14 protein-coding genes are annotated in these 14,055 nt (G+C 46.8%); 4 read left to right on the top strand and 10 right to left on the bottom strand.

Annotation, left to right across the window (positions count from 1 at the left end; translation table 11 throughout):
- Nucleotides 1–40 precede the first annotated feature (40 nt).
- Genes proC through mtnB form a run of 4 tightly spaced genes read left to right on the top strand, consistent with a single transcriptional unit; the run spans nt 41 to nt 3,507 of the window.
- Entirely contained in the window at nt 41–913 is an 873-nt protein-coding gene (proC, locus tag PBN151_RS05420) for a pyrroline-5-carboxylate reductase (RefSeq protein ID WP_072728504.1), read from the top strand.
- A complete protein-coding gene (locus PBN151_RS05415; protein WP_072728001.1) occupies nt 910–2,139 on the top strand; it encodes a 2,3-diketo-5-methylthiopentyl-1-phosphate enolase in 1,230 nt (409 codons plus the stop codon). The genes proC and PBN151_RS05415 overlap by 4 nt, the downstream gene beginning before the upstream one ends.
- A 2-nt stretch (nt 2,140–2,141) precedes the next feature.
- Complete coding sequence (locus tag PBN151_RS05410; protein WP_072728503.1) at nt 2,142–2,819, top strand: 2-hydroxy-3-keto-5-methylthiopentenyl-1-phosphate phosphatase; 678 nt, start codon at nt 2,142–2,144, stop codon at nt 2,817–2,819.
- Between the two features lie 43 nt (nt 2,820–2,862).
- Nucleotides 2,863–3,507: a methylthioribulose 1-phosphate dehydratase gene (mtnB, locus tag PBN151_RS05405; RefSeq protein WP_072727999.1), complete on the top strand. Its 645-nt coding sequence runs from the start codon at nt 2,863–2,865 to the stop codon at nt 3,505–3,507.
- A gap of 88 nt (nt 3,508–3,595) precedes the next feature.
- Here mtnB and PBN151_RS05400 read toward each other — a convergent pair whose 3' ends face one another.
- From PBN151_RS05400 to PBN151_RS05355, 10 genes are all read right to left on the bottom strand, one after another.
- Nucleotides 3,596–4,507: an O-fucosyltransferase family protein gene (locus tag PBN151_RS05400; protein WP_072727996.1), complete on the bottom strand. Its 912-nt coding sequence runs from the start codon at nt 4,505–4,507 to the stop codon at nt 3,596–3,598.
- A 354-nt stretch (nt 4,508–4,861) separates the two neighbouring features.
- Nucleotides 4,862–5,542, bottom strand: a complete 681-nt coding sequence (locus PBN151_RS05395) for a DnaD domain-containing protein (RefSeq protein ID WP_072727994.1) — start codon at nt 5,540–5,542, stop codon at nt 4,862–4,864.
- Nucleotides 5,543–5,727: 185 nt separating this feature from the next.
- On the bottom strand, nt 5,728–7,023 hold the full coding sequence (asnS, locus tag PBN151_RS05390) for an asparagine--tRNA ligase (RefSeq protein ID WP_021259164.1): 1,296 nt from the start codon (nt 7,021–7,023) through the stop codon (nt 5,728–5,730).
- Between the two features lie 26 nt (nt 7,024–7,049).
- A complete protein-coding gene (locus PBN151_RS05385; RefSeq protein WP_072727991.1) occupies nt 7,050–8,255 on the bottom strand; it encodes an acetate kinase in 1,206 nt (401 codons plus the stop codon).
- Complete coding sequence (locus PBN151_RS05380) at nt 8,252–9,124, bottom strand: 3-hydroxyacyl-CoA dehydrogenase family protein (protein ID WP_021254644.1); 873 nt, start codon at nt 9,122–9,124, stop codon at nt 8,252–8,254. Before PBN151_RS05380 ends, PBN151_RS05385 begins: the two co-directional genes overlap by 4 nt.
- A gap of 131 nt (nt 9,125–9,255) precedes the next feature.
- Complete coding sequence (locus PBN151_RS05375) at nt 9,256–10,776, bottom strand: AAA family ATPase (protein ID WP_021254645.1); 1,521 nt, start codon at nt 10,774–10,776, stop codon at nt 9,256–9,258.
- The gene (locus PBN151_RS05370; protein ID WP_072727989.1) at nt 10,748–11,311 is read right to left on the bottom strand and encodes a quinolinate synthase; all 564 of its coding nucleotides are present in this window, start codon (nt 11,309–11,311) and stop codon (nt 10,748–10,750) included. Before PBN151_RS05370 ends, PBN151_RS05375 begins: the two co-directional genes overlap by 29 nt.
- 243 nt (nt 11,312–11,554) lie before the next feature.
- Entirely contained in the window at nt 11,555–12,073 is a 519-nt protein-coding gene (locus tag PBN151_RS05365; protein ID WP_021254647.1) for a hypothetical protein, read from the bottom strand.
- Nucleotides 12,074–12,088: 15 nt separating this feature from the next.
- Nucleotides 12,089–13,399: an amidohydrolase gene (locus PBN151_RS05360; protein WP_072727986.1), complete on the bottom strand. Its 1,311-nt coding sequence runs from the start codon at nt 13,397–13,399 to the stop codon at nt 12,089–12,091.
- Complete coding sequence (locus PBN151_RS05355) at nt 13,396–14,043, bottom strand: redox-sensing transcriptional repressor Rex (RefSeq protein WP_021254649.1); 648 nt, start codon at nt 14,041–14,043, stop codon at nt 13,396–13,398. Before PBN151_RS05355 ends, PBN151_RS05360 begins: the two co-directional genes overlap by 4 nt.
- Between the last annotated feature and the right edge of the window lie 12 nt (nt 14,044–14,055).

Here is a 14,055-nt window from a genome sequence, read left to right as displayed (position 1 = left end):
TCCATTTAAGTGTTGGCAAGAAGGGAGAGGAATGGACATCATGAATGAAATAAAAACACAAGAGAAGGACACATTCCGGTCTCTTCACTTTAGTATTTTCGGTGCAGGGTCTATTGCCGAAGCGATCGTTAGAGGAGTACTTGCGAAGCAGCTGACTGAGCCTTCGCAAATCTCCATGATCAATCGCAGCAATAACGAACGGCTTCTGCAGTTGAAGCGAAAGTATGGCGTCACGATAGAGCTCTCATCAGAAGGCAAACAGCAGCTCTTGCAGGAAGCAGATGTCATTGTATTGTGCATGAAGCCGAAGGATGCCGCAGGAGCACTTCATGAGTTGAAGCCGCTTCTCCGCTCCGGAACGCTTATCATTTCTGTGATTGCTGGTCTATCGCTTCATGCCATTGAGCATATTCTTGGTCCAGTTGCCGCTGTTCGAACCATGCCGAACACATCGAGCACGATTGGTCTCGGTGCGACTGCAATCTGCTGTTCGGATGCGGTCAATGACACACAGCGCGCCATCGCGATGGCGATGTTCGAAGCAGTCGGCATCGCAGTTGAAGTTGAAGAGCAGCACATGAATATCGTGACCGGATTATCTGGCAGCGGCCCTGCTTATTTGTACTACGTCATGGAAGCGATGATACAAGCAGCTGTAGATGGGGGACTTACAAAAGAGGATGCGCGGGATTTAACCGTTCAGACTGTTCTAGGTGCGGCTGAAATGGTACGGCTAACACAGGAAGAACCTGCTGAGCTGCGCCGCAAGGTGACCTCCCCTGGCGGCACGACACAAGCTGCAATAGACGTCATGAATACCCATCATGTAGGCAGAACCATCGTTTCTGCTGTGCACCGCGCTGCAGGACGATCTCAGGAAATGGAACACCAAATTGGGAGGGAAATCGAATGAAAGATCACTGCGTCGCCACCTATCGGCTGTTCGATGATCGTGCAGACTTTCATAAGAAGGCCGAAGGAATTGCCGTTGGATTGACGGTCGGGAGCTGGACCGAGCTCCCTGAGGCGAGAAAGGCCGAGATGTCGAAGCATCTCGGCAAGGTAATCTCGATTGAGGAACATCCATCAGATGTCCTTGGGGAGCGCTACGCGGATATTGCAATTGCTTATCCGGACATTAACTTTAGCCCTGACATTCCTGCCCTGCTCGTTACGGCCTTTGGAAAGCTGTCCATGGATGGTCGGATTAAACTTCTGGATATTGATTTTTCCGATGCATTTACAGCTTCATTTCAAGGACCTAAGTATGGAATCGATGGAGTTCGCGAACTGCTGGACGTCCATGACCGCCCACTGTTAATGAGCATTTTCAAGTCTGTCATCGGTCATAATCTAGCAGCTTTGAAGGAGCAGTTTTACCAGCAAGCACTTGGCGGAGTTGATTTGATCAAGGATGACGAGATTTTATTTGAAAATCCCCTCACACCGATCGACATGCGTGTCCGCGCATGTATGGAAGCTGCCGCTCGTGCCGAACAAGTGACGGGCAAGAAATTGCTATATGCCGTAAACTTAACAGGGTCTACGTTCTCCCTTCGTGAACAAGCACTCCGTGCAATCGAAGCTGGAGCAAATGCCCTGCTCTTCAACGTATTAAGCTACGGGTACGATGTCCTGCATGGATTGAGCCAAGATCCTGATATTACAGTTCCAATCGCCGCTCATCCTGCACTTGCCGGTGCCTACTACCCAGCGAGGGAGCATGGAATTGCCGCCCCACTTCTGCTTGGCAAACTCATGCGATTAGCTGGTGCTGATCTCGTACTCTTCCCATCCCCATATGGTTCGGTCACAATGCCGAAAGAAGAGACGCAAGGGATCCGTCACGCTCTTACCAGTGTAAATAATTCATTTGGAGCGATACATAAGAGAAGCTTCCCTGTGCCTTCCGCGGGTATACATCCTGGCTTGGTTCCGTTTATTATTCAAGATTTTGGCAACGATGTTGTCGTCAATGCAGGAGGCGGTATTCACGGCCATCCAATGGGAACAGCTTCAGGCGGACACGCATTTGTCGATGCCATTGATGCCGTCTTGAAGGGTGACACCTTAGAAGCAAGAGCCGCAATCTCTGAACCATTGGCTGCCGCAATTGGATTGTGGGGTGTGAAGAAGTGAGCATCGAGAAGAAGCTTCGAGTTGTCTTTTGTGATTTCGACGGAACGATAACTGAAAATGATAACATCGTCTCGATTATTAGATATTTCGAGCCGCCTGGATGGGACAAAATCGTACAGGACGTCATCCATGAACGCAAGTCGATTCGTCAAGGGGTCGGGGAAATGTTCGCCTTGCTCCCTTCTTCATTGCAAGAAGAGGTTATTCAATACGCCGTAACACAGGCACGTATTCGCCCTGGTTTCGAGCAATTTGTTCAGTTCTGCCAAGCAGAAGGGATCGAATTATATATTACAAGCGGCGGCATCGATTTCTTCGTGTATCCGCTGCTGAAGCCTTATCAAATACCTGCCGACAACATCTATTGCAATGGCAGTGACTTTCGTGGTGATAAGATTCAGATTACATGGCCGCATTATTGTCAGCCGCCATGTACGAATGATTGCGGGATGTGCAAAACAACTATCGTGCGCCGCTTCCCTAAGGATCAGTATGAGCGTATTGTCATTGGCGACAGCGTCACTGATTTTACTGCAGCCAAATTAGCTGATTTCGTGTTTGCCAGAGCTCAATTAATCGAACGATGCGATGAGCTTCAGCTTCCATATGCGCCGTTCCAGACGTTTTATGATATTATTGAACATTTGAGTCATTCCAATACACATATAACTCATCCGTAGATCGGCTGAGGAAGTGGAAAAGTGAAGGGAGCCAACCTATAGAATGAATACGCATACGCTCACTTTAGAGCAGAAGCAGTGGGCACTTGCCGAGCTGCGAACAATCAAAGAGCAATTTGCCAGCCGCCACTGGTTCCCAGGAACAAGCGGTAACCTCTCCGTTCGTGTTGGTGACATCCAGGAAGAACACTTCCAATTTGCCATCACAGCCAGCGGCAAAGACAAATCGATCCATACTCCCGAAGATTTCCTGTTCGTCGATGAGAATGGCCGTGCAACGGAAGCCACTCATCTCAAACCTAGTGCCGAGACCTTAATTCATTGTGAAATCTATCGACTCACTGGATGTGGTGCCATCTTCCACGTACATACGGTATTCAACACGATCGTATCTGATTTATATGGAGATCGTGGTGCTGTACCCGTCGAAGGCGTGGAATTAATTAAAGCGTTTAATATTTGGGAGGAAGACGCAAAAATTCACATCCCTGTTGTACCTAACTACGCTGATATCCCCCGTATCGTACCCTGTGTTACAGCGTCTCTTGACCCCTGTATTCCGGGTATTCTTCTGCGAAAGCACGGTATATATGCTTGGGGTGCCAATGCCTTTGAGGCCAAACGTCATCTGGAGGCATTCGAATTTTTGTTCGAATATGTATACCGCAAACAAGCACTTCATCAATAAATTCTAGCTATTGTTCCATAAAACTGATAAGGCCCTCAGTCACAATAGACAGAGGGCTTTTAAAATTCATGTGTAGGAATGACAACTCCTATATGCAAGGAAACCACATATCCCAATAGGGTTGATACGTTGGAAATAAATCCAGCGTATCTGGTTGATAACCACGATAATGACGCATGTAGCCCGCTAAATATGAAAAGGATGAGGAATGTGGCCCAATAAAATAAGGAGCATGAATACATACGAGCCAATCGACCAAAGCTTGTTCCTCTAGACATAAGGAATCAAATTTCTGCTTCAGATTTGGGCTCCCTTCTAACACTATTTTTTTATTATAAATCATAATATCCCCGTTTTTTTCCTGTATCCCTTTTGCTATCGCTGCATACTCTTCATCCAATAAACCGGATGCTAAATATATGGCTGATACCTTTTGCTTAGCCTCCATACAAGCATAAATACAGTGAAGCTGACTTTCCGCATAATGTTCTAGGCCCATACTTTTTATATCGGAAATTAGCAATAAATCTTTTTCAATTCTTAGATGAGCCGCTATCCACTGATGCTTCTCGGACATGGAAGCGATAATGAAATTAGATAATTCTACGATGTGCTTAGCGAAAGGAAAGGCATTGGCAATGAACAATCCGCTATTTTTATTTTCGATTTCTGACATCTGCCGGATCGGGTACCTTTTACAGATAACCGCTTGATTACGTACTTCTGCTTGTACTTCTTCAGCGCGTTTCACATCAATCTGTCGACTTGACAGTAATTTCCGCAAAACATGTACATCAACGAAGCAATCGATTGCTATGCTTCGAAAATACGGAGTAACATCAAAATCAATCGAGGTTCTCGTTTGAACATTCTGTAAAAGGATTCCTGTAGGAGAGCCCTCGTTCGCATGATATAGTGCTTCACCAACAGCACGAAAAACGGACATTAACTGATTGCAAAGTCCTTCTGATCCTTCTGCACTATTTTGAAAATAAATCATGCGTTGTTCCTCCATAGCGATCTAACAAAACTCACATATAAGCTGAATGAGAGCTCCAGATTGAATATATCGTCGTTTCGAATAACTAAAGGAAAGTCAACAAATAAAGGTAAAGATCCAGATAAGAACAATATATGTAGAGGCTAAATCAAATGAGAAGTAAAAGGCGGAGATTTTTTAAACATTTCCATATCAAGGTCAATATCAAGCTATCAGTGTTCGTCCATTGATACATGATCGTAGAACCAGAACCGAATAAGATTATTATCTGAGATTGCCGCCGAAACACCATTACAGCCTCTCTGCAGCAACCTCAAAATTATTTTCCCATGCAAACTTACAGGAGCTCATACCTCATCTTCCACTAGAACGGAATTTCTGTGTATAAGCCTTCGCATCTTCAATCGAACGAACGCGGTTGCGGCTCCATTCCAGCAGGATGCGATCCACATAACGGAAGTGCACCTTGCCTGCAAAGACGGCTTCCTTCAACGCCAATAAGATCAGTTCCTCTGGATAGTGATCCTGGTCAATCCACCCAGCTATCGTCTCACATTCCATTGGTGAAAGAGGACGACCGAATTCCTTCTCGAATATATTGAACAGATTCGGCTGATCCGAATCCGTTAAGGCAGATGATTGTCTGAGTCGCTGACGTTCCGTTCGTATCTCTTCCGTCACGATCACAGCCATTTTCTCCCATAATCCAGTCAGATTATAACGCTCATATTGAATATCCGTAGCCGCATCGATCTCCTCATCAATGCTGATAAAGCCATCTTTCAACAGGCGCTGAAGTGATTTGATCACAAGTTCTGGAGCTGTTCCCATTCGTTCCTGCAGCTCATCAATCGTCGGAAAGTCCTTCATTTCCTGCTGCTTAAAGCCTATAAGCTGAATGAGCAGCATAGCCTCCGTATCGTTCAGCTTCAACTGTCGATAACAGCGCAGCAGATGGTACGGCACACTGATGCTGCCTGATTGCATGCCTAGCGCCATCCCTTTAGCAAAGGTGCGAAAAGCGTCTCCACTCATACAATAAATCCCCTCTCCGCTTCACTACCCCTCTATTGTCTCATACGAACGGCTATTTGATAAGCACTAAATTGGCAACGTTTTCAAACAGTAGAAATAGGGCTTTGTCACTAGTGAAAAAAACGCCCCGCATCGCTGTTGCGATACGGGACGATCTTCATAATCTGTAAATCCAAGCAATATGCTTATGGGTACAAGCGATACAGCAAGCGAGGGAACGGAATTGTCTCACGGACATGATCCAACCCACAGATCCAAGCTACTGTACGTTCCAACCCGAGTCCAAATCCGGAATGTGGAACTGTACCGTATTTGCGCAAGTCCATATACCATTGGTACGCTTCTGGAGACAGTTCATGCTCCTTGAAGCGTTCTTCCATTAAGGCAGGATCATCAATACGCTGAGATCCACCAATGATCTCTCCGTAACCTTCTGGAGCGATCATATCCGCACACAGAACAACTTCTGGACGGTTCGGATCCGGTTTCATGTAGAACGCCTTGATGTTCGTTGGATAATGCGTGATGAATACAGGCGTCTCATACTTCTCAGCGATTGCCGTTTCATGCGGTGCACCGAAGTCCTCACCCCAAGGAATATCGTATCCTTGCTCTTGCAAGAATTTGATTGCTTCATCATACGTAATGCGTGGGAATGGCGCTACACATTTCTCCAGCTTGGAAGTGTCGCGGCCAAGCGTCTCCAGCTCTGGACGGCAGTTCTTCAGTACAGATTGTACGATATGCGATACGAATTGCTCCTGTACCTTCAGGTTCTGTTCATGATCGACGAACGCCATTTCCGGCTCGATCATCCAGAACTCGATCAGGTGACGGCGCGTCTTCGACTTCTCAGCACGGAACGTCGGTCCGAACGAGTATACCTTACCGAGTGCCATAGCAGCAGCTTCCATGTACAACTGACCACTCTGTGTCAAGAATGCATCTTCTTCGAAGTATTTGGTATGGAACAACTCTGTCGTCCCTTCACAAGAAGAAGGCGTCAGGATCGGAGGATCCACCAGTGTGAAGCCCTTCTCATCGAAGAATTGCTGTACCGCGCGAATGATTTCTCCACGGATCGTCAAGATGGCATGCTGCTTCGGTGCACGCAGCCACAAATGACGGTGATCCATCAAGAAATCAACACCGTGTTCCTTCGGTGTAATTGGATAATTCTCTGTAATCTGAATGATTTCCACATTCGTTACAGTCATTTCAAAACCAGACTTGGAACGTGGCTCTTCACGAACTGTCCCGGTTACATACAAGGAACTCTCTTGTGTTAAGCTCTTCGCCGCTTCCCAGACTTCCTCCGGCACTTCACTTTTCACTACAACACCCTGGATAAATCCAGTACCGTCACGCAGCTGCAGGAATTGAATCTTGCCACTGGAACGCTTGTTGTGCAGCCAGCACCCCATGCGGACTTCTTCGCCCACATGACGGCTAACTTCGCGGATGACACAAGTCGTCGTCATCGATCGCTCTCTCCCTTACGCATTAATTATTTCGATTCTTGTACAAGGCGGTAAGTATCCCGTGCAATCATAAGCTCCTCGTTCGTAGGAACGACAAGAACTTGAACCTTGGAATTCGGAGTCGAAATGAGACGCGGTTCTTTCGAACGAATCTTATTCAGCTCCGGATCAATTTCAACGCCCAAGAACGTCAGCTTCTCGCATGTTGCTTCACGGATTACGATGGAGTTCTCACCCACACCTGCCGTAAATACGATCACATCTACGCCGTCCATCGCTGCAGCATATGAACCGATGTACTTGCGCAGGCGATATACATACATTTCGAATGCCAAAGTAGCATTTGGTTCGCCCTCAGCCATTGCATCCGTAATTTCACGCATGTCGCTGGACAAGCCAGAGATTGCAAGCAAGCCGCTATGCTTGTTCAACATGGAGTTGACTTCGTTGACCGTCAAGTCTTCCTTCATCATTGTGAATGGTACGACAGCTGGATCCAAGTCACCGCTGCGCGTACCCATCATCAAGCCTTCAAGCGGAGTCATCCCCATCGAAGTATCGATCGATTTGCCGCCTTCAACCGCTGTCAAGCTGCCGCCATTACCGATATGGCAAGTAATGATCTTCAAGTCTTCGAGCGGGCGTCCAACAACTTCAGCCGCACGTTGGCTTACATAGTTGTGGGAAGTCCCGTGGAAGCCGTAGCGACGAACTTTGTGCTTCTTATAGAGCACCTTCGGGATCGCATACATGTATGCCTTCTTAGGCATCGTTTGATGGAAAGCAGTATCGAATACAACTGCTTGCGGTACGTCCGGCAAGTTCGTTTCTACTGCCTTAATTCCCATCATGTGAGCAGGGTTATGCAGTGGAGCCAAATCGAACAGACGACGGATTTCCGCTTTGACTTCGGAGTCAACCAATACGGAATTGCTGAACGATTCACCGCCGTGAACGACACGGTGTCCAACAGCTTCAATCTCATTGATCGTCTTAACTACGCCAACCTTAGCATCTGTCAGCTTGTCCAATACTTTACGAATCGCAATCGTATGGTCAAGAATTTCGCTTACTTCTGTAATTTCATCCGTGTGATGCGGTTCGTGAATGAGAATGGAGGAATCCATTCCGATACGTTCTACACGGCCTGCTGCCAGTACCGATTCGTCCTGCATATCATACAGCTGATATTTAAGTGAGGAGCTGCCTGCATTGATTACGAGTATTTTCATAGTCTATCCCCATCCTTATCATACTTGAAAAATCCGACGCCCGATTTCACGCCGAGGTGGCCTGCGCGCACCATTTTTTTCAGCAATACGGACGGACGATATTTAATATCGCCGAACTCGCGGAACATGCGCTCCAACGCTGCAAGTATGGAATCCAAGCCGAAACGGTCAGCCATTTCAAGCGGCCCGTATTGGAAATTATATCCGATTCTCATCGCGCTGTCGATATCTTCTGCAGAAGCGACGCCTTCTTGCAATTCATGCAATGCCTCATTGATGAGAAGGCAGATCATGCGTGAAGTCACAAAGCCTGGCGACTCATATACCATGATGCCTTTCTTTTGCACAACTTCTTCAACGAAACGTTTTGTTTCATTGAAAGTAGTGTCAGAAGTTTTCAACCCGCGGATAATTTCCACGAGATCGACTTTGGAGACCGGATGAATAAAGTGCATGCCAATAACACGCTCAGGATACTTCGTTGAGCTTGCCATTTCTGTCAAGGACAGTGTTGATGTGTTGCTCGCCAAGATAATGCTGCTTGGACATACGCGATCCAGTTCAGCGAAGACCAATTTCTTCGCTTCCAGATCTTCAGATATTGTTTCAATTACCATATCGCATGCACTTAGTTCCGCCAGATGCGTCACTTTATGTATGCGCGAAAGAATTAATTTTTTTTCGGCCTGTGTGATTGCCCATTTTTCAAGCTGCTTATCCAGGCTCGTTTCAATCATTTCATACGCGTGATCCAGCTTCTCCGGCGATTGCTCCACCAACAGCACGTCCAAGCCTTTGACAGCAAGCATTTCTGCAATGCCTTGGCCCATTGTACCGCCGCCGATGACGCCGATCTTTTTGAAAAACATGGTTTCTTCCACCTTTCCTGTTGCTATGCTCTGCATAGTGTACCCGAGATGATGGTTTCGTTATCAGTGCATAGGTACCTCACCTTATCTTATCATGAATATGAGAGCAAAAAAGAAAAACCAGCGTGAAATCACGCTGGTAATTGTTTCTTGTCACATAACAGACACCGGAACGTATCTCCGTTCACCAATTCCTCTTCCAACAGACGCTGCAAACATCGCTCAAAAGCATCTCGGTGCTGTTCCAACAATTCACGCGTTCGATAGGTCAAATCTACCATAATCGTCTGCGTTTCTTTTGTCAAGACATCTGGTGAGAGATGTTTCAAACGTACAATGCCGAGATCCGTCAATCCTGCATTCACCATCGTCTCTACAATGTTGAGTGCTTGATCGAAGTCCCCCTGTGAGCCCGTACTACGGTTGCCGTAGAACAACTCCTCTGCTACCGATCCGCCCAGCGCAATGATGATTTGCTCCTCAAGAAACGGCTTTGTATACAGGTAGCGATCTCCCTGTGGTTGATGTCGAACATAGCCTAATGCTTGGCCGCGAGGGCTTAACGCAACTTGAGATACGCTTCCCGGCCGGACAAGCTCTGCGGCTATCGCATGTCCAAGTTCATGAATCGCCACCCGGCGTCGTTCTTCCTCATTCGTCTCTCGATCACTCTTCTCTCCCATTAACGTCTTATCAATCGCAAGCGAGAGATGCTCCATCGTAATCGCCTCTTGCTCCTGACGCATTGCATAAATAGCCGCCTCATTCAGGACGCTCTCTAATTGAGCGCCTGAGAAGCCGAACGTTTCTTCTGCGATTTGCTCCAGACTTACTTCTTCCGCCAGTGGCTTATTCGTAGCATGCAGCTCCAAAATATGCTTGCGTCCCTTCTTATCCGGCATATCTACTTGGATATGACGATCAAAACGGCCTGGGCGCAGCAATGCACTGTCCAGCATCTCTTTACGGTTCGTGGCCGCCATTACCAGAATACGCGGTGACTCATCTGCGTACAGTCCATCCATCTCCGTCAACAGCTGGTTGAGCGTTTGATCATACTCTTTTTGTTGCCCACCTTCACGCTTGCCGCCGATCACATCAATTTCATCAATGAAGATAACTGCATTTTGTTTTTTCTCTTTCTCTGCACGCTGTCTTGCTTCCTTGAACAGCTCTCGTACACGTCCCGCTCCGACACCGACATACATCTCAACAAACTCACTGCCTGACACACCAATAAATATCGCGTCTGCATAATGAGCAGATGCTTTCGCCATTAACGTTTTCCCCGTTCCTGGGGGGCCAGTTAACAATATCCCTTTCATTGGACGAATCCCGAATTTACGAATGTCATCTGGCCGTACCAGAAAATCAAGAGCTTCAATCAATTCATTCTTGGCTCTATCCTGCCCGCCAATACGCTCGAAGCTCATTTCACTAATCTGATTATTGCCTGACTTCGCACGCCCTGACGAACGCGCCAAGCCAGCTTGTCCTCTGCGATTTACAAACAGCAGAAGAGCACTAATCGCGGCAACTGCCGCGATGACCGGCCATATATTAACTCCAAGATAACTGACAAATAATATTGCTGGGATTACGATCCCTAATGCCAATTCCCAACTACGAACGGATTGCCGTTGCTTTTTCATTAGGCCATACCCCCACAGGCGATGCTTGCAAAGGAAGCAATACGGTCTTGCTTCCTTTCTCATCCTTGAGTTGAATATACACATATCGTGAATCCATTTCAGTTTGGATCTGAATACCTGGATTTTGCTGTTGCAGTTCCTTCAACCTAACAGGAATATCGCTGTATTTCTGATGTACCATTGCATCTGCAATGTCAAACATTGCACGTGACCATAACTTATCGATAAGCGGCGTGCTCTCATCATTCAAGTATTCCAATTGTACTTTTTTCCCGCTCGAATTCTGTTGCAGCTCGTCCGACACTCTTTCAATCAGGCTGCTAATATTGGTGCCATCCTTGCTCTTCAGTTTCACTTGCAGCGCATCAGGATACCATTGAACATCATACTGCGTAATTTCAGCATGCTGCTTCAATACTCGTTCCACAGGCTGCTTCACGAAATTATGTTCATACAGTGTCCAACCTCCAAATAGTACAACAGCTGTCGTGACCATAATGAGCAAAGTAGGCATGATTCGAATCTTTTTCGCCATGCTGAAACCTCCTGTTGCAAATATATATCAATACCCCTAGTAATCTCTTTCTGATATATCAAGAGTATATCACATATGTCACTTCAACTATGGATGTAATGTGTACCATGATTGCCATCGAAATGGAGTTACTCCAATACAAAAAGCGCTGCTGCTTCGTATAGCGTACAATATGTACGTCATATGCAAAGCAGCAGCGCCGCAAAATCGCCTATTAATCGTTATTGGCTAACATTGAATACGTTATTTATTAGGCAGCGTATAGACATCCCCTATTGAGGAACCATTCGCAAATGAATAGAAATGATAGAAGTAATGAACAACCCCTTGTTCATCCTTGCGTTTGACCAATGCCTGCCATACATATTGATCATCCTTAAATGCTGGCGTAATGCGGATTACATCCGCATCTGGATATTGGGCTTCTATCTGGGCTTGAATCGTCTCTTTAGAGGTTGATTCCGCCATAGGAGTTACCTTATCAGGGAGTACCCACACGGTCTGCTCCTTACCATGTTCGTCAGTTCCCCGCACCATGTATACGACTTGATCCCATACACCCTTCTCCACTTCTGTCACATTTACGAGCTTCACTGCTTCATTCGCCCGCTTTATTATTTCCGCTTCCTTGACCCGTTCGTCCTTATTGATGTATTGCACATACTGATAAGTGGCGAAGAACAATCCGACTAGAAATAAGAGAACGAGTACCGGAATCAACCACTTCCAATGCGACCTCCGGCGTACGCGTCTTCTCTGCATGAATTCTCCTCCTGCCTATCTTGCCAGCAAGCCATCAAAGCATTGCTGCGCCTCGCGAAGGATTCGTTCTTCATCCATCGTCAAACATTCCCCATTCTTCACAACCTGCTTGCCGTCAACCCATACATGCTTGACATCTTTCGCAGACGCTGAATATACCATGTGGGATACCAAGTCGGTATGTGGCAGGAAATGAGGCTGATCAATATCTACCGCAACGAAGTCAGCCTTCATGCCTACTTCAAGCGCTCCAATATCGTCAAGACGAATGGTCTGCGCGCCATAGATCGTACCCATGCGCAGCGCCTCTGCAGCAGGAACTGCAGTTGGATCGCCGGACACCCCTTTATGAATCAAGGCCGTAAGGCGAATTTCTTCGAACATATCCAGATTGTTGTTGCTTGCTGCACCGTCCGTACCCAAGGATACAACAACACCCGCACGCAGCATCTCAGGAACACGAGCGACACCGCTCGCAAGCTTAAGGTTGCTTCCTGGATTGTGGGATACCGCAACTTGATACTTCGCAAGCGTCTCAATCTCTTCGTCCGTCAAATGAACAGCATGCGCAACGAAGGAAGGACGGGAGAAGAATCCGAGCTTCTCCAAATGCGCAACCGGACGCATTCCATAATCCTTCACATTCTGTTCAACTTCTGCCTTTGTCTCTGACATATGCGTGTGCAATGGCAAATCCAGATCATGAGCAGCCTGTACGAAGCTCTCAATAAAGGCTGGAGGACAAGTATACGGAGCATGCGGCGCCATAATCGTACGAATGCGGCCATCTGCCTTCCCATTCCAATCCTTCGCGAATTGAATCGCCTCGTTCAGCTTCTCGCGCTGTACATCCTCTGGGCATAAGCCAATCGCACCGCGCATAAGCGATGCACGGATACCGGATTGCTCACATACCTTCGCTACTTCGTCCATGTAGTCATACATATCTACGAAGGTTGTTGTACCGCCCTTCAGCATTTCGATCACAGACAGAGCTGTTCCCCAATAGACATCATTGGCCGTGAACTTGCCTTCCATTGGCCACATTTTCTCCTGCAGCCATGTCTGAAGCGCCAAGTCATCCCCATACCCACGAAGCAGAGACATTGCAGCATGCCCGTGTGTATTAATAAGGCCTGGAATGAAGAATAGACCTTTGCCATCGATGATTTCAGCATCAGCTGCTGCATATTGCTCTGGCAGCTCCGATCCAATATGAACGATGCGATCATTCTCAACAACCATGAACCCATGGAATGAGGACTGCTTCGCAGTTGGAGACAAATCGGCGAACATGCCGTTTTTAATAATGATTCGGTGTGTCATTCGGCGGGTACTTCCTTTCCATTATCAGATAAATAATAGGCCAAACTGAACAAATCCGTTGTAAAATCGGCAGTATGCACACGGATATTCGAAGGAACCCTCAAAATGACAGGCGCAAAGTTCAAGATCGCTTCTACTCCCGCCTCTACAAATTGATCAGCTACATACTGAGCTTCTGTAGCAGGAACCGTGATAATCCCGATACGGATTTGCTTCTCGCGTACCGTCGTAATTAGGTCAGACATCGGCTGAACTTTCAGGTTATTTATCTCGGTATTGATTTTGGATTCCTGTGCATCGAACACTGCAACGATCTTCATATTATCTTTCAAGTATACGGTGTAGTTACAGAGTGCGTGACCTAATTTACCTGCACCGACCAATCCAACATGGATAACTTGATCCAGTTTCAAAATATGTCTGATTTGTTGAATCAAATACGATACATCATACCCAATGCCCTTGCGGCCGAAGTCGCCGAAATACGCTAGATCCTTCCGAATTTGCGCAGGATTCAAGTTCAGCTTCTGTCCCAAATCTTGAGAAGAAACTGTGAGCACTTCTCGCTGCTTCAATTCCAATAGATGACGTAAATACACGGGTAATCGCCGAACGACAGCTTCTGATATCTTTAGTGCTTTCATTCTGAACAAGCC

It is taken from the genome of Paenibacillus sp. NAIST15-1, from assembly GCF_001894745.1.
Taxonomy (GTDB): Bacteria; Bacillota; Bacilli; order Paenibacillales; family Paenibacillaceae; genus Paenibacillus_B; species Paenibacillus_B suaedae.
The sequence above is the reverse complement of the archived record's forward strand: the minus strand, read 5'-3'. Positions and strand labels throughout refer to the sequence as shown.

Coding starts and splice junctions, on each gene's coding strand:
- PBN151_RS05375 (WP_021254645.1), bottom strand. CDS start 10,776: ATGAAAAAGCAACGGCAATCCGTTCGTAGTTGGGAATTGGCATTAGGG.
- PBN151_RS05395 (WP_072727994.1), bottom strand. CDS start 5,542: ATGAGTGGAGACGCTTTTCGCACCTTTGCTAAAGGGATGGCGCTAGGC.
- PBN151_RS05400 (WP_072727996.1), bottom strand. CDS start 4,507: ATGATTTATTTTCAAAATAGTGCAGAAGGATCAGAAGGACTTTGCAAT.
- mtnB (WP_072727999.1), top strand. CDS start 2,863: ATGAATACGCATACGCTCACTTTAGAGCAGAAGCAGTGGGCACTTGCC.
- PBN151_RS05355 (WP_021254649.1), bottom strand. CDS start 14,043: ATGAAAGCACTAAAGATATCAGAAGCTGTCGTTCGGCGATTACCCGTG.
- PBN151_RS05385 (WP_072727991.1), bottom strand. CDS start 8,255: ATGAAAATACTCGTAATCAATGCAGGCAGCTCCTCACTTAAATATCAG.
- PBN151_RS05360 (WP_072727986.1), bottom strand. CDS start 13,399: ATGACACACCGAATCATTATTAAAAACGGCATGTTCGCCGATTTGTCT.
- PBN151_RS05380 (WP_021254644.1), bottom strand. CDS start 9,124: ATGTTTTTCAAAAAGATCGGCGTCATCGGCGGCGGTACAATGGGCCAA.
- PBN151_RS05415 (WP_072728001.1), top strand. CDS start 910: ATGAAAGATCACTGCGTCGCCACCTATCGGCTGTTCGATGATCGTGCA.
- asnS (WP_021259164.1), bottom strand. CDS start 7,023: ATGACGACGACTTGTGTCATCCGCGAAGTTAGCCGTCATGTGGGCGAA.
- PBN151_RS05365 (WP_021254647.1), bottom strand. CDS start 12,073: ATGCAGAGAAGACGCGTACGCCGGAGGTCGCATTGGAAGTGGTTGATT.
- PBN151_RS05370 (WP_072727989.1), bottom strand. CDS start 11,311: ATGGCGAAAAAGATTCGAATCATGCCTACTTTGCTCATTATGGTCACG.
- proC (WP_072728504.1), top strand. CDS start 41: ATGAATGAAATAAAAACACAAGAGAAGGACACATTCCGGTCTCTTCAC.